Consider the following 25,888-nt stretch of genomic DNA (forward strand, 5'->3'; position numbering starts at 1 on the left):
GTGTGACTCAGCCCCTTAATTGGCCAGTTGGCGGTTTGCTTGGCCGGTCCGCGCATTCTAGGTGGCCGGCACATTCCGGGGCGGGGCAGAGTTGGTCTTCGTACACTGACGGGCATGGCATGCCGCATCAGTGAACTCGTCATCGATGCCGCCGACCCCGACCGGCTCGCCGCATTCTGGAGTGAGGTCCTCGGCTACGTCGAACTCGGCCGGGAGGGCGACGGAAGCATCGAGATCGGGCCGCCCGACGCCGGCTTCGGCGGCCCGCAGCCCACCCTCGTCCTCAGCCCCAGCAGCGAACCGCGGACCGGGAAGCTCCGGCTGCACATCGACGTCAACGCCACCGACCGCGACCAGGACGCCGAGCTGGAGCGGTTGCTGGCTCTGGGAGCCAGGCCCGTCGACGTCGGCCAGACGGGCACCGAGAACTGGCACGTCCTGGCCGACCCGGAAGGCAACGAATTCTGCCTCCTGCACGCCCGGCTCCGGCCCCTCACTTAATTCGAGCGGGGCCTGAGCAGGTCCTCGACAAGGGTGTCCACCAGACCGCGGGAAATGCTCGATCCCGTCAGGGCGCAGTAGACGATCGGGCCGACAAGGGCGTCGACCGTGGCGTCGGGGCCGAGTCCGGGCGAGACCTCACCGGCCTCGATTGCGCGCGCGACCATGTCTCGTTCCTGGTCACGACGTGGACCGAGATAGCGCTTGTGGAAGCTCTTGGCCGTGTCGGGATCGTGCTGCGCCTGGGCGATGAGCGCGAGCAGGACCTTGCCGGCAGGGTCGTCGGCGAGAAAACGAGCGAAGTCACGGAGGTAGCCGCGGATGCTCTCCGCCGTGGGCTTCTCCACCGGAACGGGAAGGCGTTTGTCGCTGTCCTCGACGAGCGTGTCGAGGAGGATCTCGACCTTCGAGGGCCACCAGCGGTAGATCGTCTGCTTCGCGACGCCGGCGCGACGCGCGATCGCCTCGATGGTCAGAGCGCCGAAGCCGTGCTCGACGAGCAGATCGTCAGCGGCATGAAGCACAGCGAGGCGTGCGGCCTCGTCGCGCCGGCTGCCGGAGCGCGGCCTGCGGGGCTGAGGGCTGGCTGCGGGCATGCGGAACACCCTACCCGTCAGCAGTTGCCGGGACATTGTCTAGACGCAACGGCGCGTCTAATCTAAATCTCACCCACCGCGAAGGAGTGAGTATGTCCACCACGTCCGACCGCAAGGCCCTCATCATCGGAGCCTCTCGGGGGTTGGGGCTCGTCCTTGCCGACGAGCTCGCTCGACGCGGCTGGCTGGTCACCGCCACGACGCGCCGGGGCGGCGGCGAGCTGCAAGCGCGTGCCGATGCCTGGAACGGCCGACTGACGGTCGAATCACTGGAGATGACAAGCTCCGAACAGCTGGCCGCGCTGCGCGAGCGCCTGGAGGGCGAAGGCCATCGACTCGATCTGCTCTTCGTCAACGCCGCGATCGACCGAGGAAATCTGCCGATCCACGAGGTCTCGACCGACATGTTCACCGAGGTGATGATCACCAACGCGTTGAGCCCGCTGCGCGCCCTCGAGGCCCTCCGCGGACTCGTCGCGCCCGGCGGAACCGTCGCGGTCATGTCCTCCGACCAGGGCAGCATCTCGCGGAACACCGAGGGCGGCTATGAGCTCTACAAGGCCAGCAAGGCCGCGCTCAACCAACTGATGCGCAGTTATGCCACCCGCCATGCCGACGACGGACAGACCAAGCTGCTCATCGACCCCGGCCACAACCGGACCCAGCTCGGCGGACCCGACGCGCCGCTCAACCCCCGGGAGAGCATCCCGGCCGTCGTCGACGTCCTCGAAGCGCAGACCGGCGCGCCGGGCCTGCAGTTCTTGGATCGCCACGGCGAGACCGTCCCCTGGTAGAGCTCCGGACTTCGCCCTACCGCGCGGAGCCAGGCCGCCGGGGGGAGCGGCCAGGGGTTGTGGAGCGTGGGCCGGGACCAGGGCGCGTCGACGCCGCCGGGCTCCGGTCGTAGCCCGAGCTCGCGGAGCTGGTTGACCGCCATCATGGCGGTGAACATCGCATTCGGGTTGGCGCCACCGACCCCCAGTTCAGCGACGGCTTCCGCATAGCGGGTGGTGAACGTGCCCGGCGCAGTGGCCCTGGCTGCGCAGCACTCGGACCGGCCCTGACGTGGCGGACTTCAGCAGCAGGTCCTCAGAGCATGATGAGTAGACGTGTGTTCGGCTTGAGCTTCCTGTTCACCGAACGACTCTGCACGTAGACCTCCAGCTTGGGATTGTTCCCCGCCTTCACAGAGACGGTCCCCTGGATACCCGTGCCGAACAGAAGGCTGCGCGCCGCGTCGCCCGTGTAGGCGCGGTCGGTGTCCTTCTCCACCACGATGACTTCTTTGTTCGGCTGGACCTGAGCCCGGGCACCCAGCTGGTAGTAACAGGCACCACGCTCGTACGTCACGCCAGGATGCGAATCGACGAAGGGGCGAATCTCGACCTCCTTGTCGACCTTCAGGAGCCGGTACTTGTTCGCTGGAATCGGTTCGAGGTTCGCCCGCACCTCGTCGATCGATATGTCCTGACCGACGGCGAACAGATTCTTTGTGCCGCGCACGCCCTGCTCGCGGGCCCGGAGGAAGCTGGTGGCGGCAGCGCGTACGGTGCCTATGGCCTCCTCGACACCCTCCTGGGAATCCGCATCCCAGATGGCGATGTTTCCGGCCGGGAAACCGTAGTTCTGGGCGGTCCGCTTGGCCAGGGAGTTCGGAACGAGGATCGCGGAAGTCCAATGGTCCGGAAGCCCGCCCATCTTCGCCGCGATCCTGTCGAGCCACGGGCCGAGAATGGCCATGTCGCCGTCGTGCCGCCGGTCGCCGCCGGAGGCGTTCTCCTCACCGTCCGTCACCACGATCTGGAGGAAGCTGTGCTCACCGTATTCCTCCCATACGTGCCCCAGGTCGTCCAGGGACTTCAGAGAAGCCTCGATGAGAGCCGTAGCGCCATTGTTGACCTGGTACAGACCCCGCATGGACGGCAGATGCTTCACGTCCATGTCCCAAACCAGGTTCTCCACCTTGTGGTCGAAGGAGTAGAGGCTGATCCGGGTCTCGTGGCCGAGGCTGTCCGACTCGGCCTTCAGCCCCGCCACGAACTCGTCCACAACACGCACGAGTTGGCTCTGGTGCGGACGCATGGAACCCGAACAGTCCACAACCAGCGCGACGTGATTCACCTTGTGCTGGATCCTGTTGGCGGACATGTTGTTTCTGCTCCTTCTCCGAGGATCGCTGAGTGATTTCACTCTATGGGGAGGCACTGACAACGGCGTCTGACGCTCAGCGCCTGCCCCCATCCGGCGCCGTGCTCGGCATCAGGGCCGGCGGCGGTGCGGATCCAGGCGCGGTCGAGCACGGGAGGTCACGGCGGTGTGAATGGAACTCGCCCCGACCACGGAATCGAACGGTCGCGACCTGCAAGAATCGCCGTACGGGCATGGCTGGTCCGTCCGACGTCGAGTACGCCTTTGTGCTCAATGTGAGTGAGAAGGTGATTGCATTGTCAGGCCCCCTGTTGACACGAGCCCTCACCCTGGAGTCCGGGCGGGCGCGGCAGCTCCTCGCCGCAGGCGAGTGGCGCCTGACCCCGGCGGACGCCGAGGCGGCGGCAGCCGTCCTTGCCCGCCTCACCGCCCCGCTCCCGGCCCGTCGGGGCGCAGCGGCGCGGACCCGGGCGACGGACCGGGACAGACGGCTTCAACGCATTCTGCGGACCACCGTCCACCACCTCGATGCCGACGCTGTCAGCCCGCCTGCCACCGCCCTCCTGGCCGCCGTCGCCCGCGCCCTGCTGCCCTGGCACGACGCCCCGAACCCACCCACCGCGTCCGCGGCCCCGAGGTACGCGACCACGCCAGGGACGGCGGAAGGCGTGGCGCCGCCGACCCAAGCGGGTGAAGCCCTGCTCCCTGACCTGATCGCACTGTTCACCGCCCTCACCGCGACGAGCGCGCCCGGGACCGTCCCGCTGACACCGCCGGTTGAGCCCTGGCAGGCCCGATACGTGGGTGGATTCCGGCGCCACACCCGACCCGCGCCGGGGGTGTGGACGGCTGAAACCATCGGCTGTCCGCGGTGCGGGGGCAAGGACGGCCCGTGGACCGTGACCTGCGATTGGCGTCAGGCCACGTTGGGCTGCCGCTGCGGGATGGTGAGCCGCGAGCACGGCCTCTCCCTCTCCGAGATCTGGCTCGTACTGCCGGAGGCCTGACCGAGCATCCGAGTCAGTGCCCGTCGCGGGCGGCCCCAGCCATACGGTGCGGAGGCGTACAGGCCGACCGGGCCGGGCATCTGAGGTCTGGCAGCGGTCATGGCGACCAGGTAGCCGGTCCGGCCGGCTGCGCAGGCAGCGGTCAGTCAGACCAGCTCGGGTCTTCGCCGACCGCCGGAACTGCTGACCGGACGAACGAGGCGGAGCCGCCGATGGGGCCCGCGATCGGCTCCATCCGCGGCTCCGCCGCTGTATTGAGCGGGGCGTACGGCCTACAGGAGGGCGTACGAACTGGCCCGGTCGTTCATGGCATCCCCCACTTCAGCTGTGCCCGGGTGGGTCGGGTTTGGCTGTCTGGCGGTGGTAGAAGCACTGGAACTCCCGGAGGGAGGAGCCGTCGGACTTGACCCACAGTGGTTTCTCCGGCGGTCGCATCCAGCGCAGGATCTCGCGGTCGGCGCGGGCGTTGCGCCGTACGACGAGCCAGACCAGGGCGGCGAGCAGGCGGTTGAGCGGCCACAGCGGGAGGTCCGGGCCGAGCTTGCGGACCGCGACGCGCCACGTGCTGAAGGTGACGCCGTCCCTGACGGGGCTCGCGCCGAGGATCGCGGCGAAGGCGGGGCGGTCGCGGTCGATGTCCGGGCCCGTCTGGGCCCGGAAGACCGTCGCCGCGGGCCCGGCCATGGTGACCAGCGCGTAGGGACGGAAGAAGCGCTGCATCCTGCGGGATGTGCGGGCGGCGGCCGGCTGGATGCGGAACTCGAAGTGCGGGCCCTCGTTGCGCACGGGGACGTATTCCATCGGCTCGCGTGCCTGGTGGCTGTAGGGCCAGTGCGCGAGATCGGCCACGTGCTCGGCCACCGAGAGCAGGTCCACGCGGAAGACGGACACCTGCCCGGGGAGGGTGACGTACCGGCGCCGGTCATCCGCGAAGGCCGCCGCGTCCAGCGGGTGCGGCGGACCGTCGCCGTGCCAGAACCAGATGTTGCCCGCTTGTTCGGTGACCGTCAGGCTTCGCTGTTCGGCCCGTGCCGGGATCCGGTCCTGGCCGGGGATGTCCGTGCAGCGGCCGGACGCCTCGAAGGCCCAGGCGTGGAAGCCGCACACCAGGCGCTCGCCGGCGACGTGGCCGCAGCGGCTCAGATCGGCGCCCAGGTGGCAGCACTGGCTCTCGACCATGCCGACGCGCCCACTGCGGGTGCGGAAGAGGGCGTAGTGACGGGACATGAAGGTGACCGGGACTACCTGTCCCCGTTTGAGGTGCCGGGAGAACCGGGCCACGTACCAGCCGCAGGGGTAGGCGGTGCCGTCCGGGCGGACGGGGCTCTGCGTGGCCTCCAGGGTGCGGTCGTAGGCCCTCGGTCGGGAGCACGGGCGCAGCCTCATCCGTGCATCGTACGAGGGTGAACACGCAGCGTCAGCGGCGCACAGGTGCCTGCCCGGTGGTGTGTGGGAGCGGATTCGCAGCATGGCGACGGCTGACCGTCGGCCGCTTCGGCCGGCGAGTCAGCCTGCTGCATCGCCCTGCGCCGGCCGCGGACGGGCCCCGGCGCCCGTCAGGCCGGGGCATCATCCGCGACATGGTGTCCATCAGCCGGCGCTTGGCCGAGGTCGAGGACCGCACTGTGCCCGGGCGCTGGGAAGGCAACCTCGTCGAGGCTGAGTCGCTCAGTGGCCCTGCTCGTGTCCAGGGAGCATGTTGATCGGGCCGTGGGCTGTGTTGTCGAAGGAGAAAATCTCGTGGAGCTCGGCACCGTCAAAAGTGGCGGCCTCGGTGCTGCGGGGGAACATGGCCTGCTCGTATTCGGTGAGCGCGGACTCGATGTCGTCGGGGTGCGCGGCGATGGCCTTGCCGAGTTCGGCGCCGTCGAGCATGGCCAGGTTGGCGCCTTCGCCGTTCGGGGCCGAGAGGTGGGCGGCGTCGCCGAGCAGGGTCACCCCCGGCACCCGGTCCCACCGGTGCCCGGTCGGCAGAGCGTAGAGGGGGCGCAGGGTCGGCGCGATGTCGGCGTCGGTGATCAGCGCGGTGAGCTCCGGCGCCCAGCCGTCGAATTCCTGCGCGATCCGCGCGGTTGCCACGGCGGCATCGGTGAAGTCGATGGCGGCGAACCAGTCCTGCGGCTCGGTCAGCCCCACGTAGGCGTGCAGAGTGTCGCCCTTTTCCCGGTGAGCGAAGATCTCCCTGTCCGGCGTGGCCGCGATCATCGACCCGCCACCGACCGCCTTCGCGGCGGCTGGGTGCCGGGTGCCGGCGTCGAACAGGTAGGTCTCGAAGACCGACTTGCCGACGTACTCGGGTATGGCGGTGGAAAGCAGCGGCCGGACTCGTGACCACGCGCCGTCCGCGCCGACCAGCAGGCTGGTGACGACGGTGCTGCCGTCGGCGAACGTCACCTCGTGGCGACCCTCGCCGAGGATACGGGTGCTGCTGACCTTGTGCCCCCACTGGACGGTGCCGGCCGGGAGTGAGTCGAGCAGGATCTGTCGCAGCTCGCCGCGTTGCACCTCGGGGCGTCCGCCCGTGCCGTCGTCGGCTTTGTCGAGCAGGACGGTCCCGTTCCGGTCGAGGACCCGCATCGCCTGGCGGCCCTCCAGGACGATGGCGTGGAACTCGTCCATCAGGCCGGCCGCCTTGAGGGCGAGCTGTCCGTTGTAGTCGTGGATGTCGAGCATCCCGCCCTGCGTTCGTGCCGTCGGGGAGGACTCCGCCTCGTGGACCGTGGCCGGGATTCCGTGGACGTGCAGGACGCGGGCCAGCGTGAGTCCGCCGAGTCCTGCGCCGATGATCGTGACGGGGCTGTGCATGGTGGCTCCTTCGGGATCGGGGCCGCCCGGTGAGCTCCGGCGGGCCGTCTCTGGAAAGGTGCCAAACCCCGCCGACGAGCCGCCGACATCGGACCAACAGCCGGCCCCGACAGATGACCGACACGGCACATCGGTCCCGGCACCTACCCGGAATGACCTTCAGTCAGGTCAAAGGCTCCGGCTCGCCCACCGCGCCGGGCTTGTCCACGCGCAGCCGGGCGCGTCCGCCGCCCCCGGGGACGACGATCTCCAGCTTCGCTGTGCGACGGCCATCAGCCGATCCCGGTGATCATCGACGCCAACGACAGGAGCAACGCACCCAGCGCCCCCACAGCACCGTGGAGTCGCAACTCGCCCCGGGTATCCAGTCGGCGGACATACCGCATGGTGGCGGCGGCGAAAGCCAGGCCGCCGGCGATGAACCACGGTCCCCACAGGCAGAGGTACCAGCGGGTCAGGCCGGCCAGGTCTGGCGCGACAGAGCGGGCCCCGGCCTCAACCAGCACTCCATGGGCAACGAAGAAGCCACCGTGCCAGACAAGCAGTACTGCCGCGCCGCCGCCACAGAACGCCAGGAGACGGCCGATCCGCCTGCCGCGCCGGCGCGTCAGGCCGACACCGAGCAGGGCGCCAAAGACCTTCAGGAGGCCGGTCACCCACAGGACGGCCACGAACCACGCCACCCGGTCATCCGCGAGCTTCACCAGGGACGGCGACACCGTCGTCCGCGCGCCGAAGGTGAATCCCATCGCCCAGGCGAAACTGGGCACCGCAAACAGGAGCCCCCATAGCGCAGCAGCGAGGCCCGGCCACGCGCCCGCGCCCGCCCGAAGGCGGGGTGCCCGGCGCAGGGCCGGACGCGCTGCATCGTCCACAGAAAGCTCGATCGACATGACTCCATCGTGGCCGGACCACGACGACGGGAGGTCATCCGCGCGAATGATCGACCTCCGCCGCTGGAGCTACCTCGCGTCGTCCCTGTGACGGAAACACAGGGGCTCAGCACCACCTTCGCGAGGGCCCCGGCCGGTGACTGAAGACCGGCCGGGACCCTTGCCGGCCCGGCAGGGGCAGGGACGTGCCGTGGCCTACCACCTGCCCTGCGGTCAGTCCGTCGTCGCAGGGGCCGTGCGTGCGAAGTGGCGGGCGGTGGGCACCAGAGCCGCCGCGGCCGGTACGAGGAGGCAGGCGGCGGCGCACACGGCGAGTACGGCCGTGACCCCGAACGCGTCGATGGCCGGGGCGATCAGGGCCAGGCCGACGGGCGCCAGGCCGTAGGACACCAGGAAGTCCAGCGAGGAGACGCGGGCCAGCTTCTCCGGGGCGACCTCGCGCTGGGTGGCCGTGAACCAGGGCACGTTGAACAGTTCGATCCCGATCCCGGCAACGGCGTACGCGGCGACGACCACGACCGGGTGCACGGGCAGCATCAGGCTCAGCGGCGCGACGCCGTACGCGGCCAGGCCGGCGAAGGCGGCCCAGCCCTGGGAGCGCGGCCGCCAGCGGGCGATGGCCAGGGCCCCGCCGAGCGCGCCCACGGTGTACGCGGTCATGGCCGCGGCCAGCACCCACTCCGTGTCGTAACGGTCCCGGCTGATCAGGGGCAGGGCGACGCTGGTGGCGGAGTAGCCGAGGGCGATGACGGCGACGAGAGCGGCCAGTCCGGCGAGGAACCAGGGGTGACGGCGCGCCTCGCGTATCCCCTCGAGGAACTCGGCGCGGAAGCCGGCGCGCGGGGTGGGCGGGGTGGGCTCCGCGGCGAGGTTCGCTGCAGCGGTCCCCTTGCCCGGGACGAGCGCGGCGACCAGCCAGAGCAGGCCGATGCCGAGCAGGAGCGTCGGGACGTCGAGGAAGGCCGCGAGCAGCGCGGTCAGGGCGGGTCCGGTGAGCGTGGCGCTCCGTACGGCCATGGTCATGGCGGCGTTGGCCTGTTGACGGCGCTCGGGCGCGACGGTCTCGGCGGTGAGCGCCTGGAACGCCGGGCGGCAGGCGCCCTGTCCGGCGCCCGCGAGGGCGGCGGCGGCCGTCATCAGCACGAGTGAGCGGCCGAGACCGGCGGCGAGGAGGGGCGCGGCGACCGCGGCCGCGAGGGCCGACCAGAGGACGACCGCGCGGCGGGAGTGCCGGTCGGCCAGCACGCCGCCGACGGCGACGGCGGCGAGGAAGCCGGCGGTGCGTGCGGCGAGGACCAGGCCGAGGCCGGCGGCGCCGAGGTCGCGGTGGAGTACGGCGAGTCCGAGGACGAAGGGCAGGGCCCAGGTCGCGAGGCCGGAGGCGGTGGTGCCCGCCCACAGGCGCAGGAACGCGGTGTCGCGGAGGACCGAACGCGGGGGCGGGGTATCGGTCTTGGCCGCTGTAGGCGCGGGTGTGGTCGGCACGGTGTGGTGGCTCCTCGGGGGTGGGGGTGGCGGCTCGGCGAACCGCACCCGGATTCGTTAATGAAAATGAATACCATTACAGTACCCTTCGAACGCGGCACTCCTGCCCGGTGCACGACAACACCCACGTCTTTCCCTCCCTCCCCTCCCAGACCGGAGAACCCATGCGCCACCCAGCCCGCCTCGGCATCGCCCTGACCATCGCCCTCGCCACCGCGGGCTGCTCCACGGCAGCCGGCGACGGCTCCGGGACGGGCGCCGGGCCCGGCGCCCAAGCCTCGGCCAAGGCGGCCTCCGTCACCAGCTGCGGCCGCCAGGTATCCGTCGCAAAGCCCCCGAAGCGGGCCGTCGCCCTGGACCAGACCTCGACCGAGACCCTGCTCGAACTCGGGCTCCAGGACCGGATGGCGGGAACGGCCAACCTCAAGACGAAGATCCCCGCGCAGTACGGAGCCGCGTACGCCAAGGTCCCGGTCATCGCCCCGAAGATCGCCACCGGCGAGCAGCTGCGCGCCGCCACCCCCGACTTCGTCGTCGCCGGCTCAACGGACCTCTACACCAAGGACCGCGCCGGGACCCGCGAGGAGCTGGCCGCCCTCAAGGTCCCCACCTTCGTCAGCGCCGTCGACTGCCCGCAGCAGAACCCGGCCGGCAAGACCCCCTTCGAGCTGCTCTTCTCCGACTACGAGAACCTGGGCAAGGTCTTCGGCGCCGAGGAGCGGGCCCGCAAACTCGCCACCGACCAGCGCGCAGCGGTCGCCAAGGCCGGGGAGAACGCCTCCAAGGTTCCTCAGGGCGACGACCGGCCCACCGTGGTGTACCTCTACTCCGTCTTCAACGGCATGCCGTACGTGGCGGGCAAGAGCGGCCTGCCCAGCGAGATGAGCCGGATCGTCGGCGCGAAGAACGCCTTCGACGACGTGAACGAGGACTGGCCGGAGGTCTCCTGGGAGGAAGTCGCCAAGCGGGACCCCGACTTCATCGTGATCGGCGATCTGTCGGAGCGCGGACGGCCGGGCGACAGCGCCGCCGAGAAGCGCGCCGCGATGACCGGGCACCCGGTGGTCTCCAAGCTCGCGGCGGTCCGTGACGACAAGGTCCTCGAGGTGCCGGGCATCGAGCTGGACCCGTCCGTGCGCTCGGTGCACGCCTTGGGACTGCTGGCCAAGGGGATGAAGGACCTCGGGTATGTCCGCTGAACCGGTAGCCCGGGCGCGGTCGGTGGATCTCCTGCTTCCGGCGGCCCGCGGGCGGGTGGTGACGGAGGGCTCCGTCACCACCCCGCGGTCCGGCCGGTCCGCCGCGGCCCGGGCGGTCCTCTTCCTCCTCGCCGCTCTCGCCCTGGCGGGCTCGGTGGCGACGGCCATACGCATCGGCACCGCCGACGTGGGCTGGACCGGCCTCGGCCGCGTCCTGGGCACCCATCTCGGCCTGGACGTGGAGCCGTTGCCCCCGCTGGTGGACTCCCTCATCTGGGACCTGCGGCTGCCGCGCGTACTGATGGCCGCCCTCGTCGGCGCCTCGCTCGCCGTGTGCGGCACGGTCCTCCAGGCGGTCACCCGCAACGCGCTCGCCGACCCCTACCTGCTCGGCGTCTCCTCGGGCGCGTCCACGGGAGCCGTCGCCGTGATCGTCCTCGGCGTTGGCGCGAGCGCGCTCGGGATCACCGGCGGCGCGCTCGCCGGCGCGCTGCTCTCCTTCGGGCTGCTCCTGTTGCTGCTGCGGCGCACCGGGCTGGACTCGGTCCGCATCGTCCTCACCGGCGTGGTCGTCGGCCAGCTCTTCACCGCGCTGACCTCGCTCGTCCTGATGGCCTCGGCGGACGCGGACACCACGCGGGCCGTCACCCACTGGCTGCTGGGCTCGATGGCGCCGGCCCGCTGGAACACCGTCGCGGTCTGCGCGATCGTCACCCCGCTCGGACTGCTGGCGGCGTGGCTCTGCTCGAACGCCCTCGACGGGCTCGCGTTCGGCACCGACACCGCCGCATCCCTCGGGATCGGCGTGCGGCGCACGCGGATGCTGCTGCTCGTGGTCACGGCCGCGCTGACCGCGGTGGCGGTGGCCACCGTCGGCGCCATCGGCTTCGTCGGGCTGATCGTCCCCCACGGCGTGCGCTTCCTCGTCGGGCCGCTGCACCGGGTGCTGCTGCCGTACGCGGCGCTCGCGGGCGCGGTGTTCCTGGTGTGGACGGACGCGCTGGCGCGGATCGCCTTCGCACCCCGCGAGGTTCCCGTGGGTGTGATCACCGCACTGCTCGGCGTGCCGCTCTTCCTCCTCGTCCTGCGCAAGAGGGGTGAACTGTGAGGATCACCGCCGAAGAGCTGAGCTGGTCGGTGGCGGGCACGCCGGTCGTACGCGACGTCAGCGCGGACGTCGCCCCCGGCGGGACGGTCGGCCTGCTCGGCCCCAACGGCTCGGGCAAGTCCTCGCTGCTGCGCTGCCTGGCCGGCCTGCGGGCCCCCGACGCGGGCACGGTCCGGTACGACGGCGAGTCCGTACGGGACTGGAGCGCGCGCCGGATCGCCCGCCATGTCGCCTTCGTCGAACAGGACTCGGGCGCGGACAGCGATCTGCGGGTCGCCGACGTCGTGGGCCTGGGGCGGACCCCGTTCCGGGACCGCTGGCGCGGGCCGGACGCCACCGACCGGGCGGTGGTCGCCGCCGCGCTGGAGCGCGTCGGACTCACCGCGCTCGCCGACCGCTCCTGGAAGGCGCTGTCGGGCGGCGAGCGGCAGCGCGCCCACATCGCCCGCGCGCTGGCCCAGCAGCCGTACGGGCTCCTGCTCGACGAGCCCACCAACCACCTCGACGTCAAACACCAGCTGGAACTGATGGAGCTGCTGAGCGGTACCGACCAGACGGTCCTCGTCGCGCTGCACGACCTGTCGCTCGCCGCCCGGTACTGCGACCGGCTGCTGCTCCTGCACCACGGCCGCCTGATCGCCTCCGGCACCCCCGCCGCGGTCCTGACCGCCGAGCGGCTCGCCGAGGTCTTCGAGGTGGACGCCGAACTCACCACCGATGCCCTGGGGCATCCCGTGGTCACGTACCGCGGACCGCGCCACCCCTCCTTGTGAATCCCTGTGAATCGCTGTGAATCCCTGTGAATAGGAACCCCATGACCCGGACCTCCCCCGCCCCTTCCCTCGCACCGACCGTCGACGCGCTCGTCGAAGCCGTCCTCGCGGGCGAACACGGCCCGCTCCCCTCCGAGCTCGTCGCGACCAGCGTGTTCTGGATCCACCACGGCACCCGCCTGGCCGGCGGCGACACCACCTACCTCAACCAGTACGTCCTGGTCCGCCTCGGCGGCTCCTTCGGCGGCTGTGCCTTCGAGGCCGGCGAGATCGACCCCTCGATCTGCCGCGACTCCTCCGGCACCCCGCTCGACGTCCTGCTGCGCGAGGCCCCGCGCCCGCTGCGGATCGCGGCCCTCGACGCCTACCTCTCCGAGGCCCGTCCCCACCGCGTGGCCGCCGAGGCGGGCGACGCGGAGCCCGTCACCCTCCCCGCCGGTACCCCGGAGGTCCGCGCGAAGGCCCGCGACGCGGCCATCGCCGGCCTGCTGGACATCGAGGAGGGTGCGAAGGTCGGCCTCATCGGCGTCGTCAACCCGTTGATCGCGGCGATACGCGAGCGCGGCGGCCGGCCGCTGCCCTGCGACTTCAACCTCAAGGCCACCCAGTGGGGCGACCCCGTCACCGACGACATGTACGAGGTGCTGGACCGCGCCGAGGCCGTCGTCGCCACCGGAATGACCCTGAGCAACGGCTCGTTCGACGCCATCCTGGAGCGCTGCCGGTCCCGGGGCATCCCGCTGATCGTCTACGCGCAGACCGGCAGCGCCGTCGCCCGCGCCTTCCTCGGCTCGGGTGTCACCGCCCTGTCCGCGGAACCGTTTCCCTTCTCCCAGTTCAGCGCCGAGGAGACGGGCCTGTACCGCTACCGGACGGTGGGCGGCGCGTGATTCCCGCCGCCCGCGCGGCCGTACCCGGTGCCGGTGACCGCCCCACCGGCACCGGGTACGCCCCCTGCCACCACGGCGAGATCCTCCAGGGCGTCTTCCTCGACGGCGAAGGGCGCCGGTGCGCGGGCCTGGTCACCCTGCCGATGGCCGGGCCCGGCAGCAGCGCCGAGTTCGTCCGCCGGCCCGGCACGGCGCCCGAGGCGCTCACCGTCGTACCCGCCGACCGTACGAAGGCCGCGCGGGCCGCGGCCCTCGCGGTGGCGGAGTGCGCGGAGCGGACCGGCCGGCCGCCCTGCGGCGGGGAGTTGCGGCTCACCGGTGACATACCGGTGGGCCTCGGCATGGGCAGCTCCACCAGCGACGTGATCGCCACCGTGCGCGCGGTCGCGGACTCGTACGGGATGCGGCTGGCCCCCGGCGCGGTCGCCCGGCTGGCCGTGCGCGCGGAGTCGGCCTGTGATCCGCTGATGCTGGACGGCCGCCCGGTGCTGTTCGCCCAACGGGAGGGCCGGGTCCTGGAGGTCCTCGGCCCGGCCCTGCCGCCGCTGGTCGTGGTGGGCTGCGCCCTCGGCGGGGGCGCGCCCGTGGACACCCTGTCCCTGCCCGTACGCGAGCCCGGCGGCAGTGACGTACGGGCCTGGGAGCGGATGCGCACGCGGCTGCGCCGGGCGGTGGCGACCGGCGACGTACGGCTGCTCGGCCAGGTCGCCACCGCCAGCGCGCGGCGCGGCCAGCAGGTGCTCGGCCACCCGGAGTTCGACGCGCTGACCGCGATCGCCCGCCGGGTCGGGGCGGCGGGTGTCCAGATCGCGCACAGCGGCGCGGTGGCGGGCGTGTTGTTCGACCCGGCCGCGCCGGGCCTGCGACACCGCGTCCGCAACTGCCTGCGCACCCTGGACGCCCACGGCATCCCCGCCACCCGGACCTTCACGACCTTCACCACCACCAAGGAGATCCTGGATGGACCAGCACATCGCGGAGTCGATCGGCCGACCGGACCTGATACGCCTCGACGACCGGCTCGTCTGCCTGCGCTTTGAGACGATGAAGGTGGTCTCCGCACTCGCCGCGGTACGCCACCTGCTCGACACCGGGGCGGTGCGCCGCGGGGACACCCTGCTGGACAGCTCCAGCGGCATCTACGCGTACGCCCTCGCCCTGGCCTGCCACCGGCACGGCATGCGCTGCCACATCGTCGGCTCGACGACGGTGGACCACACGCTGCGCACCCAGCTCGCCGTGCTCGGGGCGACGCTGGAGCAGATGGAACCGTGCAGCGACCTCAAGCTCGACCAGAAGCGGCGCGTCGAGCGGATCCACGAGATCCTCGCCGAACACCCCGAGTACCACTGGATGCGGCAGTACCACGACGACATCCACTACCTCGGCTACCGCGCGATCGCCGACCGGATCCGGGAGGCGACCGGCGCGGACGGGCTCACCGTCGTCGGCGGCGTCGGCTCGGGGGCCTCCACCGGAGCCCTGGCCCGCTACCTGCGTGCGGACTCGGCGGGATCGGCGGATTCGGCGGATTCGGCGGATGTCGAACTGGTCGGCGTCCAGCCGTACGGCAGCGTCACCTTCGGCGCGGAGCACGTCTCCGACCCCGAGATCATCATCGCCGGGATCGGCAGCTCCATCCCCTTCGGGAACGTGTCGCACGAGCTGTACGACACCCTGCACTGGATCTCCTTCGACGCGGCGCTGGCCGGCAGCGTCGACCTGCTGCGCCGGCACGCGGTCTTCGCCGGGCTGTCGACCGGCGCCGGTTACCTCGCCGCCCGCCACGAACGCGCGCGCTCCCCCGAACGGACGGTCCTCTTCATCGCCGCGGACACCGGCCACCGTTACGTCGACACCGTCTACGCCCGGCACCACGAGGCCACGCCGATCGCGGACCTCGCCCCGCGCGAGGTGCCCGACCAGAGCCGGCTGGCCCTGCCGTGGTCCCGGATGCGCTGGAACCGGGCGCCGGCCGCTGCTGCGGCCGTGTCGTCCTGACTGCCGTCAGGACGACAGATCGGCGGGCGCGCTCGCATGAGAAGCGATGTCGGCGGGCATGGCCTCGGGCGCGGTGTCCGTGCGTCGCGGAGCGCCGCGTCGTCCGGCCAGTCGGCATCCGAGGCAGCCCGTGTGCCCGTGGCGCGCGGCGCGGTCCCGTACCTTCATGGCCCACTGGTCGGCGGGCCGCGGACCGGGCGGCTTGCCCCAGCCCGCGAGGTGCAGGCCCCAAGTGACCAGCACCGCCGCCGCCATGACACCGAGTCCCAGCCAGATCCCCGGCCGCCAGCCACAGATGCCCGCGCCGGCGACCGCGGCCCCGGCCGTGGCGATGACGCATCCGATCCATCCGGCGATGGTGTGGCCCTCGTCGTGCTGATGTCCGCTCACGTACCTGCCCCCTCGTACCCACCGGCGGTCCCACGGCATGCCGCGGCCCCGCTACGGCGCCCGACCTATGATGGCTTAGCAAGTGAGGAATTTATCTTACGCACTAAGGGATTTTCAATGGAGGGCAAGAACCGCCCCGCCGCCTCCGCCTCGGACGCGATCAGCGCCATGGACGGCCTCATCGCGACGAGCATCGTCGGCCAGCAGGAGTTCGCAAGGAACCTGGGCCTGAGCGTGACGGACCTGATCTGCTTCGCGTACGTCCTGGAGGCCGGGGACTCCCCCGTCACCGCCGGCGAACTGGCTGGGCGCGCGCACGTCACGACGGGCGCGGTGACCGGAATCCTCAACCGCCTGGAGCGCGGCGGCTTCGTCACCCGGCAGCCGGACCCCGCCGACCGCCGCCGCGTACGCGTCGCCGCCGTCCCGGCCGCCGCCGAGCGGGTGCGAGCCGTCTACGGGCCGTACTACACGCTCCTCGCGGAGCTCTTCGCGGACTACACGCCGGACGAAGTCGCGGTCCTCGCCGACTGGTTCACCCGCGCCGGCGCGCTGGCACGCACGTACCTGGAGGAGTCGTGCGAGAGCTGACGTTCCGGGTGCAAGCGTCTGCCGCGCGACGGGGTATGCGCATTACGGCCAGTCATCGGGCGGCGTGATCTCCACCAGGCTCGGGGCGGAGAAGCACCAGCGCAGCCACAGCACGGATTCGACGTCCCAGAAGGGAGCCACGGCCAGGCCGTCCGCCACCGGGATGCGGAACCCCTGGGCCGCGACGATCGCGCGCAAGGTCATGTGCACTCCGGCGAAGTCCCGGGCGGCCTTCGCCCAGTCGGGGTAGACGTCATCGCCGCGGACCAGCGGGTAGCGCCCGACGAAAGCCGCCCAGTCGCTCGCGCCGCCGATGTCGAGGACGTCGGCGGTGGGGTCGGTGACCGGCAGCTGCCAGGTCTGCCAGGGCCGGGGGTGGAGACTCGATCCCAGGTCGAGATACATGCGCCACATGCCCGGCCCGTCACGCCGCGCCGTGGATGTGTAGAGCCCCAGGTGGAACGGCTTCGTGCTGGGAGGACCGGAATCCCCGCCGGGCGCGGTGAACCGCTCCCGGTCCAGGGCGGGCCGCCGGTGCGGCACCAGCTCGTGCGGACTGGTGCCGATCCAGTGCTGTCGCGTCCGGTCGAGCGGCCCCCGGACGAGACCCTCCTGGCCCTCCCGGGCGAGCCGGCCCAGCAGCAGACAGCTGTCGGCCATCTCGTCCGCCTTCTCCACCTCGGACGGGGCAAGGACGGCCGGACCGCCCGCCAGGGCCGTCACTTCGGGCTCGGTCCACCCCGTCATGACGGAGGTGAAGTGGCGCAGCCCGGCGTCCGTGCCGGCTGTCAGGTCCGCCGCCGCGTCGAGCTGTGCCACTCGTCGGCGCAGGATTCGGGCAGGGATGGGGCGCACACCGTGATCCTCCCCCGGTGGCGCCCCCTCTAACACGGCGCCGCGCTTCCGGCGGCCGCGGGTCAGCAGCCGAGGGCGACCTCCTGGCCGAGACCGTTGGCGGAGCTGGTCGGCGGCTGGTAGCCGGGCGGGAAGACGACCTTGAAGTACATCCAGCCTCGGTATTTGCCGGGGCTGCACCTCACGGCCGCGTTGTTCTGGGCGCTGCGGGTGTTGTGCTGCGTCCTCAGCGTCGACTGATTGACGAGCTGTCCGTTCTTGTACAGAGCCGCGCGGGTGGTGATCTCCGGCACCGGTGCCGTGCACGAGACCGTCACGACGACGTTGATGGTGCCGGGCACGTGGGTGGAGTTGTGCGGGCGCTGCACCTGACCCTCACATCGGATCACCGCGGACGCGTCGGCATCCGAACCGGCCTTGCCGGCTTCCACGCTGCCGCCGCCGGCGTCGCGTCCCTCCGGCACGGTGGCCGGAGCGGACGGGTCGCCGACCGCTCCGGCCGGGGAGGTGCCGCCGACGAACGCCAGGACCGCCATCGACGCGGCGGCGACCGTCGTCCTCCATGTGCGCATATCTGCTCCTCCATGGGCATCTGCACCGGGTTTGGGTGTGAGCACACCAAGAGGAGACTGTACAAAGAGTAATCGATTCATCACACCAGGTGACATGTGTTCGAGTATGGTTCCCGGTCAGTCCCGCGCGGTGTGCTCCGGCTGCAGGACGGGGTAACGCCCGGAGAGCTGGAGCGCGTCGAGGACGCCGCGGCGGCCCTGGAGGTGCGCCCGTCCCACTCGACGCACCCGCCGTCACTCGGCCTTCCGGAACACCTCCGACATCCCGTCCCCCGTGTCATGGGCCAGCAGTCCCGGCGCTTCCGGCGGGATCAGTCCGACCCGGGCGGCCAGTTCCCGGCCGTGCACGTCGACGGCGGCCTCGATGAGGCCCGCGAGTGCGTCCAGGCCGGTGCGGGCGCGGGAGCGGGCCACGGCCGCGCAGCCGATGGCGGCCGGCGCGGCCGGCCACCACCAGCAGGCGAGCAGGGCGTAGGCGCCGGCCCAGGCGGCGAGGCGGGCGGCGGCGCTGAAGGAGTCGTGGGCCGACTGGACCTGGCGCACGGCGGGTTCGGGGAGGATCAGCCACAGCCGTGGCCAGAGGGCAGCGAGGTCCACTCCGTAGGCCGCCTCGACTCGGTCGGCCGTCGCCTGCATGCGATCGCCGTACCAGGTGGGGCGGGCCGGTTCGCGCAGCGCGACACGGTCGCGGGCCTCGGTGAGGGCCTGGATCCGCGCCAGTGTGCTGCTGCGGATCATCACCGCGCCATTGGGCCCGGCACCTGTTTGGTGGGCGTGGCCGACGGCCTCGTCGACCTTCGCGTCCCTTTCCTTCCACTTACGGACGCGGCGGGCCGTGAGGGCACGTGAAAGCGGGTCCCGGCCGAAGCGCAGCCAGTACCGCTCGATCGCGCTGCCGAGGAACTGCGCGGCGAGTGAGGCCGCGGTCGCGGCGAGCAGGACGAGGGCGGCCAGGAGCACGGCGGTGCCGGTGCGGTCGAGGGCAGGGTGGGCGGCGAGGTCGTCCAGGCTGCTGCGCAGCCGGCCGACGTCGTGCCAGTGCCGGTGGCCCAGGGTGGTGCCGACGGCCGTGGCGGCGAGGAAGAGAGCGCCGGGGAGGACCAGCAGGTTCAGCCAGCGTTCGGTGAGTTTGCCGCCCAGGGTGGCGAGGAGGGGGTTCATGGGGGCGGATTCACTGTGCGGGGCCCAGCCGGCCCTTGCGCATGCGGGTGCCGTTGACCGCGCACTGCGGGGCGGGGAGCAGGTCGCGGGCCCGTTCTACGCGGGTGCATTGGGCCGGTCCGGGGCATACGGCCACCTTGATGTGGGGCACGATGCCGGGGGCCGCCGCGCCTCGGGATTCGTTGACCAGCCCGCGCGCGTCCCCGGCCCGGCGCAACGCTGTGTCCAGGGCGCGATAGCAGGTCGCGAGTTCGTCGGCGTCCGCAGCCGACCGCAGCAGGTCCCGCGCCCGCTCGGCCGCCTCCCGCACCCCGGGATGCCGCAGGTCGTCCGGCGAGCCGAGCAGGACGCACAACGCCGCTGCTGCCCTGCGATCGGGTCGAGGAAAGCCGGGAGATGCGGTCATGGGTCAAGTGTGCCGGAAAGAAGGCAGAGTTGAGGGTGAGTTGACGTGCCCGGCAGGGGGGAGCGACAGGGTGAGGTACGACCGGGACTGGTTCCTGCAGGCGATCCGTGCGCGCCTCGCGCGGGCCGGGACGGCGGACGGCGGTGTGGACGGGGACGTGGTGTTCGGCCCCGAGGCGGATGCGGAACTGCGGGGGCTGCTGCGGACCGCCGACACGAGGACCGACCTGGAGGCCCGGCACGCGGCCGGCTGGCTCTGCGTCGCCCAGGCGATGGCCGACCCGGGGGATCGCGGCAGCGTCCACGGGAGTATGGCGGGGACACTGCTCTTCCCGGTGTGGGTCGCCGATCCGCAGCTGGTGCCGCCCGAGTTGGCGGCGGGCTACGCGGCCACCGATCCCGCCATTCGCCCCGACCCGGCGAACGCGGACGGCCCCGCCGAGTGGTCGGCCCAGTGCGCCGCGTTCGTGATCGCGGCGGAGGGGCAGCAGCACAACCCACCGCCGGACGCCTCCGCAGATGTCCGTCGGCTCCACGAGATGGCCGCGATGCTCGGCACCATGGCACCCTCGCGCGAGGCCCGGCTGGCCCTCGCGGTCGGGGGCGGCAGCCTCGCCGTCCTCGCGACGCCGGAGTACGACCCCTGGTACGCGGAGCGGCGCGCGGGTCTGTCCCGCGCGCTGTCCCTCGCAGGGATGACCTGGCCGTTCGGGGACCTGTCCGGCGATGGGTCCGGGAACTTCGACGACGCGGATCCGGTCCGGCTCGCCCACCGTGCCCTCAAGGCGATCCCGGCCGCCTCCCCCGAGCGGCTCCTCGCCCTCGAGGGTCTGGGCGGCCGGCTCCTGGACCGCTACCTGGAGTCGTACGACCCGGGGGACCTGCACGAGGCGGTCGGCATCGCACGGGACGTACTGTCCCAACTGCCGCCCGGAAGCCCGCGTCCGGCACGCAGCCTCAGCGCGTTGGGGCGTGCGCTGTTGCTGCTGCGGCAGCGGGAGGGCGCGACGCCCGAGCAGTGCGACGAGGTCGTGGACCTGTGCCGCCGGGCCGTTCCCGGCGATCCGGAGCGGCCTGGGGCGGCGGGCCACGACCTGGGCATGGCCCTCATGCTGAGGGCGCAGCGCACCGGCCGGGTCGAGGACCTGCACGAGGCGGTCGCCGTGCTGACCGAGGCGCTCCGGGCGGCCACGCATCCCGGTCGGAGTGCCGCCTTGCGCAATGCCCTGGGCAACGCCCTGCGCGCTCGCTCCGTCGCGACCGGCTCTCCGGCCGATCTGGACGCGGCGCTCCACCTCACTGATCCGGCCACCGCGTCCACGGGGGCGACGGACGGCCCGCAACTGCCGCTCCTCGCTCACGCGATGACCTTGTACACCCGCTACACACGCGACCCGGAAGCCAACAGAGCGGACCTGGACGAGGGGCTGCGCCGGCTGCGGCAGGCCGAAGCGCTCATGCCGCCGGGCCACCCGGACCGTCCCGCAGCGCTCGACGATCTCGGCCTGGTGCTGACCGCCGGCTATCAGCGCTCCGGAAAGCCCGAGGAGCTGAACGAGGCGGTGCGGGCCCACCGGGAGGCGGTGGCGCTCACCCCCGAAGGGCACGAGATGCTCGGAGTGCGGCTGCTCAACCTCGGTACGGCGCTGGGTCTGCGCCACCGGCTGACCGAGGACGGCGAGGATCTGCGGGAGACCCAGGAGTGCCGGCGCCGGGCCGCCGCACTGCCCGGCCTGAGCCGTGCACACCAGGCGGCTCTGCTGAGCTCGAGGGGGATCAGCCTGGTCATGGGCATCGAACGCGCCGCCGACCCGGTCACCCGACTCGACGAAGCGGTCAGGCTCCACAGAGAGGCGCTCGCCCTCACCCCGCAGGGCGACCCACGGCTGCCCCGCCGGCGTCACAACCTCGCCATCGCCCTGATGGCCCGCTTCTCACGGATGCCGCGGATCGACGACGCCCGCGAGGCGCGCGAGCAGACCGACGCGGTGATCGCGGCGCTGCCCGCGAACTCGCCCGACCTGCCGGGTGCTCTGACGGTGGCGGCGGGCGCACGGCTCCTGAGCCCCCGCACCCTGCTGTCGTCGGCCGCCCGGGACGAGGCGGTCGCGCTCTTCCGCCGGGCGGTCGAGGCCACCCCGCCCGGCCACCCCCAGAGCACACTCCGCCTGACGAACCTCGGCAACGTGCTGCGCGACCGGGGGCCCGGCCGCCGTCGCCGTAGAGCCGATCTCGTCGAGGCGGCCGACGTGTTCCGGGCAGCGGCCCTGGAGCGGCAGTGCGCGCCCTCCATGCGCCTGGAGGCGGCACGGGCCTGGGGTGACGTCCGGGCGGAGCTGGGTGACTGGGACGGCGCCCTGGACGGCTATGTCGTGGCGGTCGACCTGTTGCCTTCCGTGGCGCCCCGCCATCTCGTCCGCGACGACCAGGAGTTCCTGCTGAGCAGGACCGTCGGGCTGGGCGCAGCGGCGGCCGCCTGCGCCGTGCGCTGTGGCCGGCCCGGGCTCGCGGTCGGTCTGCTCGAACAGGCCAGGGGCGTGATCCTCTCCCACGCCTTCGACGCCGACAGCGATCTGACGCGGCTCCGGGAGACCGCCCCGGACCTCGCCGACCGCTTCGAGGAACTCCGGGAGGCCCTCGACACCGCGACCGACACCCCGGAGTTCCTCGAAGAAGGACCGCCCGGCCCCGACGCCCGCGCCGATCTGCGGCAGCGACTGGCGGCCGAGTGGAAGGACCTCACGGACCGGATCCGCGCCGAACACCCCGAGCTGGGCCTGCTGCGTCCGGTGCGCGACTGGGACGAGCGCGAACTGCACGCGACGGCCGCGGCGGGCCCGGTGCTCCTGGTCAACGTCTCCCCGTACGGCAGCGACTGCCTGGCCGTCACCGAGCACTCCATCGACGCCGTGCCGCTGCCGGGGCTCGACCCGCGGACGACGGCAGCGCGCCGACAGGCCTTCCAGGACGCGTTGGTCCGCATCGAGACACCCGGAACCTCCCGCAAGCAGTCGCAGCGCGCCCAGCAGGACGTACGGGAAACCCTCGCCTGGCTGTGGCAGGCGGTCACCGGCCCGGTCCTCGACAGCCTCCCCGCGGCCACCCGCGTGTGGTGGTCGCCCGGCGGTCTCCTGGGCACCCTGCCCCTGCACGCGGCGGCCCCTGTCAACGCTCCTGGCGCCCTGGACCGGGTGGTCTCCTCCTACACACCGACGCTACGGGCCCTGCACCACGCCCGCCGGCGCGCCGCCCGCCCGGCGGGCACCGGCACGCTCGTCGTCAGCGTCGCGCAGGCCACCGGCCAGGCCCCGCTCCCGGGCGCACGCCGCGAGGCGGACCACCTGGCCCGCCTCCTCCCCTGCGCCGCGCTGCTGGTGGACGCCTCCGCCACGCACTCCGCGGTCGTCTCCGCCCTCCACCGCCACGCCTACGCCCATTTCGCCTGCCACGCCCTCGGCGACCTCGAGCGCCCTTCCGGCAGCCGGCTCGTCCTCCACGACCACACCGAACGCCCGCTGACCGTGCGCGACCTGGCCCGGCTGCGGCTGCCGTCGGTCCGGCTCGCCTACCTCTCCGCCTGCGACACCCTGCGCACCAGCCCCGAGCTCGCCGACGAGGCCGTGCACATCGTCAGCGCCTTCCAGATGGCGGGCTTCCCCCACGTCGTCGGCTCGCTGTGGCACGTCGACGACGCGATCGGGGCCGAGGTCGCGCTCAGCGTCTACGAAGCCCTGCACACGGGCGACGGCACCCTCGACGTCACCCGCACGGCCGAAGCCCTGCACCGGGCCGTGCGCACCCTGCGCGACACCTATCCGCACACCCCAAGCCTGTGGGCCTGCCAGGTGCACGCGGGTCCCTAGGGCACTTCTCCAACGTCTCCCCGTACGGGCCGGCTGCTGCAGGGTGGCGCTGACACGCTCGAACACGACCGTCAGGCGCGGCATACCGTCGGGGCCCACGGTCGAGGTCGAGGTCGCCGTCGAGGCCGCCGTCGAGGTCGATGCGGCGGCGGAGCTCGGTGGCGAGGCAGGCCGGGACGTCGTGGATGCCGGCGTTCCGGCGCTGTTGCCGCGGTGCCTAGCGGCTGGTGGTGCGGGGACCGCTGTACTGGGTGTCGGTGACGGGCTCGGCCCAGGTGGTTTCGGGCGTGCCGTCTTCGGTGGTTTCCCACATGGCGAGGTGTTCCATGAAGCGGTCGGTGACGGCGCCGTGCCAGTGTTCCTCGCCGGGCGGGCAGGTGACGGTCTCGCCGGGGTGGGCTTCGAAGACGGTGCCGTCGCGGGTGCCGACGAGGGCGATGCCGGAGACGACGTGGAGGGTCTGGCCAACGGCGTGGCGGTGCCAGTTGGTGCGGGCGCCGGGTGCGAAGCGGACCATGTTGACGCGCATCCGGGAGGGCTCCTGGCCGGCGACGATGACGTCCCACCAGACGTCGCCGGTGAACCAGTCGGCTGGGGCTTTGCTGGTGGGCTGCTGCTTGGCGAATTCCATGGTGTCTCTCATTTCTCTCTGGTGCGTTGGCCGGCGTTACCGGGCGACGTAACCACCGTCGGCGGGAAGCGCGACGCCGATGACGAAACCGGCGCGCCCGGGACTGCACGGCCACAGGACAGCCTGGGCGATCTCGTCGGCGGTGCCAAGCTCTCCCTTGGCGATCGTGTCGCTGACCATGGGGGTGTCGATGGTGCCGGGGCAGACGGCGTTGATACGGATGCCGCGCGAGGCGTACGCGAGGGCGCCGCTGCCCTGGGCACGCATGTACCGCAGTTCGTGCTTCATGCTGGGCCCACGCGCCGGGCCGGCACCGGCACCAACGGGGGCCCGAGCGGGACCACGATCTGGGGCGCACCGCCGGCGAGATGCCCCCCTGCCGGTCACGTCGCCTGTCCCAGGCTGAACACCGCCCTTCCAGAGGCGCCGCGGCGACCGGGTATGCGCGGTCGCCGCCTTCGTCTTCGGGAGCGGTTACTGTCCGCCGAGGTAGTCGGTCTGCGAGGCGATCCGGCCTCCGCGCAGTTGCAGGATGGTGCAGAAGGTGGCGGTGACCGGCTGCCCGGCCGGGGGCAGGGCCGGGTGGGCCCCGGAGCTGGTGCCGGCGAAGTCGGTTTCGATGGCGATGGCGTCCCCTTCGGCGATGACCCGCTTGAGCGTCAGGGTCCGGTCCGGAACCGCGCCCGCGTACTCGCGGATATGGCCCACGAAGGCGTCCCGGCCGGTGAAGGCGAGCCCGAAGGCCCCACAGGTGTAGACGGCATCGTCGGTGAACACCGCCCCGAACCGGTCGAAGTCCTGGTTGTTGTAGGCGTCCACCCACTCGTGAACGAGCTCGTTGACGTCCGTGCTGCTGCTCATGACTGCCGGCCTTTCCGTACCTCGTGAAGTCGTATGCACGGACAGATTGACACCGATATAGGTCCATTTTTGTCCTATATCCCGTGACTCGCTGATTGCGCAAATAGAGGGAGTGTGGCGACGTTGAACTCGGCGAGGTGGGGGACGGCATGCGCGGATGCGGTCGTGGCCTCATCCCTGCACAGACCGGCTTTCTATGTCAGCGATCATTATTTTTAGAATCCTCGACCACCACACAGCACTCCCCCGGCCTGGCGTCCATGCGGGCGTGGACGGGGCCGTCCGTGCCGAGCAGCCCCTCCAGCAGCGCAAGGTTCATACCGCAGACCAGCGGCGGGAAGCGTTCGGCGACGGCATGGAAGGGGCAGTTGCGCATGCGTACGACGCGCGCGGCCGCCCCGGTCGCCACCTCGGCGTCTTCCAGGTGCGGTTCGTAGCCGCGGGCGGCCAGCATCTCCATGGCCTCTTCGAGGCCGCCGCAGGGCGCCGCCGAGCCGCGCAGGGCCTCACCCCGGCGGCGCGCGGCCGCGCAGAGCCCGGCGTCAAGGCCGGCCTGCTCGGCGGCCTCGGCGAGCAGCTCGGCGGCGGTGCGGTAGTCGCGGGCGGGCAGCGACACCTCCCGCTCGGCCCGCGCCCGCGTGTACACCTTGGCGGGACGGCCCGCGCCCGGACCCGAACGGCCCGTCAGGCGGCGGCTGCCGCTCTCCAGCAGCCCGACCTCGGCCAGCTTGTCCAGATGGTGTGCGGCGAGTGTGCGCGCCACCCCGGCCGCCTCGGCGGCCTCGTTGCGGCCGACCTCGCGGCCCTGCGCCACTACGTACTCGTACAGGCGGCGCCGCACCGGATCCTGCAATGCCGCGATCGCGTCGATGTCCTTCACCCGGCCATTGTAAGAACAACACAGGTTGGAGATAGAACGACGGGACCCGACCCCGGATGGATGAGTCGGGTGCTGATGCAGGCGTCGAGCAGTGGCTTCATCTGTTGATAGAAGGGCATCTTGCATGTTGTCGCTTCTGTCCGCCGAGACATGCAGTAGCGCAGTAGCGCGTGGCTGCTGTTCGCGCTCCTGACGACTCCCGCACTACGCGTGATCTGTGTGGGGCTGGTGCAGTGGTGGGGAAACCTCCGGCTGAACCGCGCGATGACACAG

Annotated in this window: 25 protein-coding genes and 1 pseudogene; 11 read left to right on the forward strand and 15 right to left on the reverse strand. The window is 72.0% G+C overall.

Going from position 1 to position 25,888, the window contains the following annotated elements; genetic code table 11:
- Positions 1-114: 114 nt before the first annotated feature.
- Positions 115-501: a VOC family protein gene (locus tag IE295_RS25330; RefSeq protein ID WP_190066080.1), complete on the forward strand. Its 387-nt coding sequence runs from the start codon at positions 115-117 to the stop codon at positions 499-501.
- On the opposite strand, the gene IE295_RS25335 is transcribed toward IE295_RS25330, so the two are convergent.
- Positions 498-1,097 carry a TetR/AcrR family transcriptional regulator gene (locus IE295_RS25335; protein WP_190066081.1) on the reverse strand — a complete coding sequence of 200 codons (600 nt, stop codon included), beginning with the start codon at positions 1,095-1,097 and terminating at the stop codon, positions 498-500. The two genes, IE295_RS25330 and IE295_RS25335, sit on opposite strands and share 4 nt — an antisense overlap.
- Before the next feature lie 92 nt (positions 1,098-1,189).
- Between IE295_RS25335 and IE295_RS25340 the strand changes: the two genes are divergently transcribed.
- On the forward strand, positions 1,190-1,891 hold the full coding sequence (locus tag IE295_RS25340; RefSeq protein ID WP_190066082.1) for an SDR family NAD(P)-dependent oxidoreductase: 702 nt from the start codon (positions 1,190-1,192) through the stop codon (positions 1,889-1,891).
- A gap of 295 nt (positions 1,892-2,186) precedes the next feature.
- Here IE295_RS25340 and IE295_RS25345 read toward each other — a convergent pair whose 3' ends face one another.
- Positions 2,187-3,245 (reverse strand): vWA domain-containing protein, encoded by a 1,059-nt coding sequence (locus tag IE295_RS25345; RefSeq protein ID WP_190066083.1) that lies wholly within the window; start codon positions 3,243-3,245, stop codon positions 2,187-2,189.
- Positions 3,246-3,478: 233 nt separating this feature from the next.
- Here IE295_RS25345 and IE295_RS25350 point away from each other — a divergent pair, with 233 nt between their 5' ends.
- Positions 3,479-4,252: a hypothetical protein gene (locus IE295_RS25350; RefSeq protein WP_224323300.1), complete on the forward strand. Its 774-nt coding sequence runs from the start codon at positions 3,479-3,481 to the stop codon at positions 4,250-4,252.
- Between the two features lie 321 nt (positions 4,253-4,573).
- Here IE295_RS25350 and IE295_RS25355 read toward each other — a convergent pair whose 3' ends face one another.
- The 4 genes from IE295_RS25355 to IE295_RS25370 form a co-directional block, all read right to left on the reverse strand.
- A complete protein-coding gene (locus IE295_RS25355; protein WP_190066084.1) occupies positions 4,574-5,638 on the reverse strand; it encodes a Rieske 2Fe-2S domain-containing protein in 1,065 nt (354 codons plus the stop codon).
- A 282-nt stretch (positions 5,639-5,920) separates the two neighbouring features.
- On the reverse strand, positions 5,921-7,057 hold the full coding sequence (locus IE295_RS25360; protein WP_190066085.1) for an FAD-dependent oxidoreductase: 1,137 nt from the start codon (positions 7,055-7,057) through the stop codon (positions 5,921-5,923).
- Positions 7,058-7,329: 272 nt separating this feature from the next.
- On the reverse strand, positions 7,330-7,950 hold the full coding sequence (locus IE295_RS25365; RefSeq protein WP_190066086.1) for a DUF3995 domain-containing protein: 621 nt from the start codon (positions 7,948-7,950) through the stop codon (positions 7,330-7,332).
- Between the two features lie 213 nt (positions 7,951-8,163).
- On the reverse strand, positions 8,164-9,435 hold the full coding sequence (locus tag IE295_RS25370; protein WP_190066087.1) for an MFS transporter: 1,272 nt from the start codon (positions 9,433-9,435) through the stop codon (positions 8,164-8,166).
- 164 nt (positions 9,436-9,599) lie between these two features.
- Here IE295_RS25370 and IE295_RS25375 point away from each other — a divergent pair, with 164 nt between their 5' ends.
- Genes IE295_RS25375 through IE295_RS25400 form a run of 6 tightly spaced genes read left to right on the forward strand, consistent with a single transcriptional unit; the run spans position 9,600 to position 15,406 of the window.
- Positions 9,600-10,634 (forward strand): ABC transporter substrate-binding protein, encoded by a 1,035-nt coding sequence (locus IE295_RS25375; protein WP_190066088.1) that lies wholly within the window; start codon positions 9,600-9,602, stop codon positions 10,632-10,634.
- Complete coding sequence (locus IE295_RS25380; protein ID WP_224323301.1) at positions 10,624-11,742, forward strand: FecCD family ABC transporter permease; 1,119 nt, start codon at positions 10,624-10,626, stop codon at positions 11,740-11,742. The genes IE295_RS25375 and IE295_RS25380 overlap by 11 nt, the downstream gene beginning before the upstream one ends.
- Entirely contained in the window at positions 11,739-12,515 is a 777-nt protein-coding gene (locus tag IE295_RS25385) for an ABC transporter ATP-binding protein (RefSeq protein WP_190066089.1), read from the forward strand. Before IE295_RS25380 ends, IE295_RS25385 begins: the two co-directional genes overlap by 4 nt.
- Before the next feature lie 41 nt (positions 12,516-12,556).
- Positions 12,557-13,405, forward strand: a complete 849-nt coding sequence (locus IE295_RS25390; RefSeq protein ID WP_190066090.1) for a Rossmann-like domain-containing protein — start codon at positions 12,557-12,559, stop codon at positions 13,403-13,405.
- The gene (locus IE295_RS25395; protein ID WP_190066091.1) at positions 13,402-14,445 is read left to right on the forward strand and encodes a GHMP family kinase ATP-binding protein; all 1,044 of its coding nucleotides are present in this window, start codon (positions 13,402-13,404) and stop codon (positions 14,443-14,445) included. Before IE295_RS25390 ends, IE295_RS25395 begins: the two co-directional genes overlap by 4 nt.
- A complete protein-coding gene (locus IE295_RS25400; protein ID WP_190066092.1) occupies positions 14,366-15,406 on the forward strand; it encodes a pyridoxal-phosphate dependent enzyme in 1,041 nt (346 codons plus the stop codon). Before IE295_RS25395 ends, IE295_RS25400 begins: the two co-directional genes overlap by 80 nt.
- A gap of 6 nt (positions 15,407-15,412) precedes the next feature.
- Here IE295_RS25400 and IE295_RS25405 read toward each other — a convergent pair whose 3' ends face one another.
- On the reverse strand, positions 15,413-15,796 hold the full coding sequence (locus tag IE295_RS25405) for an HGxxPAAW family protein (protein WP_224323302.1): 384 nt from the start codon (positions 15,794-15,796) through the stop codon (positions 15,413-15,415).
- Between the two features lie 117 nt (positions 15,797-15,913).
- Between IE295_RS25405 and IE295_RS25410 the strand changes: the two genes are divergently transcribed.
- Positions 15,914-16,387, forward strand: a complete 474-nt coding sequence (locus tag IE295_RS25410; protein ID WP_190066094.1) for a MarR family winged helix-turn-helix transcriptional regulator — start codon at positions 15,914-15,916, stop codon at positions 16,385-16,387.
- A gap of 42 nt (positions 16,388-16,429) precedes the next feature.
- Here IE295_RS25410 and IE295_RS25415 read toward each other — a convergent pair whose 3' ends face one another.
- From IE295_RS25415 to IE295_RS25430, 4 genes are all read right to left on the reverse strand, one after another.
- On the reverse strand, positions 16,430-17,206 hold the full coding sequence (locus tag IE295_RS25415; protein WP_190066095.1) for a hypothetical protein: 777 nt from the start codon (positions 17,204-17,206) through the stop codon (positions 16,430-16,432).
- 98 nt (positions 17,207-17,304) lie between these two features.
- On the reverse strand, positions 17,305-17,814 hold the full coding sequence (locus IE295_RS25420) for a hypothetical protein (protein WP_190066096.1): 510 nt from the start codon (positions 17,812-17,814) through the stop codon (positions 17,305-17,307).
- 234 nt (positions 17,815-18,048) lie between these two features.
- Positions 18,049-18,975, reverse strand: coding sequence for a hypothetical protein (locus tag IE295_RS25425; RefSeq protein WP_190066097.1), 927 nt, complete (start codon positions 18,973-18,975; stop codon positions 18,049-18,051).
- Positions 18,976-18,985: 10 nt separating this feature from the next.
- Complete coding sequence (locus tag IE295_RS25430; protein WP_190066098.1) at positions 18,986-19,381, reverse strand: hypothetical protein; 396 nt, start codon at positions 19,379-19,381, stop codon at positions 18,986-18,988.
- 70 nt (positions 19,382-19,451) lie between these two features.
- Between IE295_RS25430 and IE295_RS25435 the strand changes: the two genes are divergently transcribed.
- The gene (locus tag IE295_RS25435; RefSeq protein WP_190066099.1) at positions 19,452-23,243 is read left to right on the forward strand and encodes a CHAT domain-containing tetratricopeptide repeat protein; all 3,792 of its coding nucleotides are present in this window, start codon (positions 19,452-19,454) and stop codon (positions 23,241-23,243) included.
- 217 nt (positions 23,244-23,460) lie between these two features.
- Here IE295_RS25435 and IE295_RS25440 read toward each other — a convergent pair whose 3' ends face one another.
- The 4 genes and pseudogenes from IE295_RS25440 to IE295_RS25455 form a co-directional block, all read right to left on the reverse strand.
- Positions 23,461-23,874, reverse strand: a complete 414-nt coding sequence (locus IE295_RS25440; RefSeq protein ID WP_190066100.1) for a (R)-mandelonitrile lyase — start codon at positions 23,872-23,874, stop codon at positions 23,461-23,463.
- Positions 23,875-23,910: 36 nt separating this feature from the next.
- Positions 23,911-24,165 (reverse strand): annotated as a pseudogene (locus IE295_RS25445) (SDR family oxidoreductase); the annotation flags it as partial.
- A 183-nt stretch (positions 24,166-24,348) separates the two neighbouring features.
- Complete coding sequence (locus tag IE295_RS25450) at positions 24,349-24,735, reverse strand: ester cyclase (protein WP_190066102.1); 387 nt, start codon at positions 24,733-24,735, stop codon at positions 24,349-24,351.
- Between the two features lie 199 nt (positions 24,736-24,934).
- Positions 24,935-25,615, reverse strand: coding sequence for a helix-turn-helix transcriptional regulator (locus IE295_RS25455; RefSeq protein WP_190066103.1), 681 nt, complete (start codon positions 25,613-25,615; stop codon positions 24,935-24,937).
- Between the last annotated feature and the right edge of the window lie 273 nt (positions 25,616-25,888).

It is taken from the genome of Streptomyces griseocarneus (assembly GCF_014655595.1).
In the GTDB taxonomy this organism is placed as follows: domain Bacteria; phylum Actinomycetota; class Actinomycetes; order Streptomycetales; family Streptomycetaceae; genus Streptomyces; species Streptomyces griseocarneus.

Bases quoted from the DNA above. Each gene is read 5' to 3' on its own strand.
- IE295_RS25335 (WP_190066081.1), bottom strand. From the start codon at position 1,097: ATGCCCGCAGCCAGCCCTCAGCCCCGCAGGCCGCGCTCCGGCAGCCGG.
- IE295_RS25360 (WP_190066085.1), bottom strand. From the start codon at position 7,057: ATGCACAGCCCCGTCACGATCATCGGCGCAGGACTCGGCGGACTCACG.
- IE295_RS25440 (WP_190066100.1), bottom strand. From the start codon at position 23,874: ATGGAATTCGCCAAGCAGCAGCCCACCAGCAAAGCCCCAGCCGACTGG.
- IE295_RS25330 (WP_190066080.1), top strand. From the start codon at position 115: ATGGCATGCCGCATCAGTGAACTCGTCATCGATGCCGCCGACCCCGAC.
- IE295_RS25345 (WP_190066083.1), bottom strand. From the start codon at position 3,245: ATGTCCGCCAACAGGATCCAGCACAAGGTGAATCACGTCGCGCTGGTT.
- IE295_RS25410 (WP_190066094.1), top strand. From the start codon at position 15,914: ATGGAGGGCAAGAACCGCCCCGCCGCCTCCGCCTCGGACGCGATCAGC.
- IE295_RS25380 (WP_224323301.1), top strand. From the start codon at position 10,624: ATGTCCGCTGAACCGGTAGCCCGGGCGCGGTCGGTGGATCTCCTGCTT.
- IE295_RS25400 (WP_190066092.1), top strand. From the start codon at position 14,366: ATGGACCAGCACATCGCGGAGTCGATCGGCCGACCGGACCTGATACGC.
- IE295_RS25350 (WP_224323300.1), top strand. From the start codon at position 3,479: ATGGCTGGTCCGTCCGACGTCGAGTACGCCTTTGTGCTCAATGTGAGT.
- IE295_RS25365 (WP_190066086.1), bottom strand. From the start codon at position 7,950: ATGTCGATCGAGCTTTCTGTGGACGATGCAGCGCGTCCGGCCCTGCGC.
- IE295_RS25355 (WP_190066084.1), bottom strand. From the start codon at position 5,638: ATGAGGCTGCGCCCGTGCTCCCGACCGAGGGCCTACGACCGCACCCTG.
- IE295_RS25450 (WP_190066102.1), bottom strand. From the start codon at position 24,735: ATGAGCAGCAGCACGGACGTCAACGAGCTCGTTCACGAGTGGGTGGAC.
- IE295_RS25375 (WP_190066088.1), top strand. From the start codon at position 9,600: ATGCGCCACCCAGCCCGCCTCGGCATCGCCCTGACCATCGCCCTCGCC.
- IE295_RS25390 (WP_190066090.1), top strand. From the start codon at position 12,557: ATGACCCGGACCTCCCCCGCCCCTTCCCTCGCACCGACCGTCGACGCG.
- IE295_RS25340 (WP_190066082.1), top strand. From the start codon at position 1,190: ATGTCCACCACGTCCGACCGCAAGGCCCTCATCATCGGAGCCTCTCGG.
- IE295_RS25425 (WP_190066097.1), bottom strand. From the start codon at position 18,975: ATGAACCCCCTCCTCGCCACCCTGGGCGGCAAACTCACCGAACGCTGG.
- IE295_RS25420 (WP_190066096.1), bottom strand. From the start codon at position 17,814: ATGCGCACATGGAGGACGACGGTCGCCGCCGCGTCGATGGCGGTCCTG.
- IE295_RS25430 (WP_190066098.1), bottom strand. From the start codon at position 19,381: ATGACCGCATCTCCCGGCTTTCCTCGACCCGATCGCAGGGCAGCAGCG.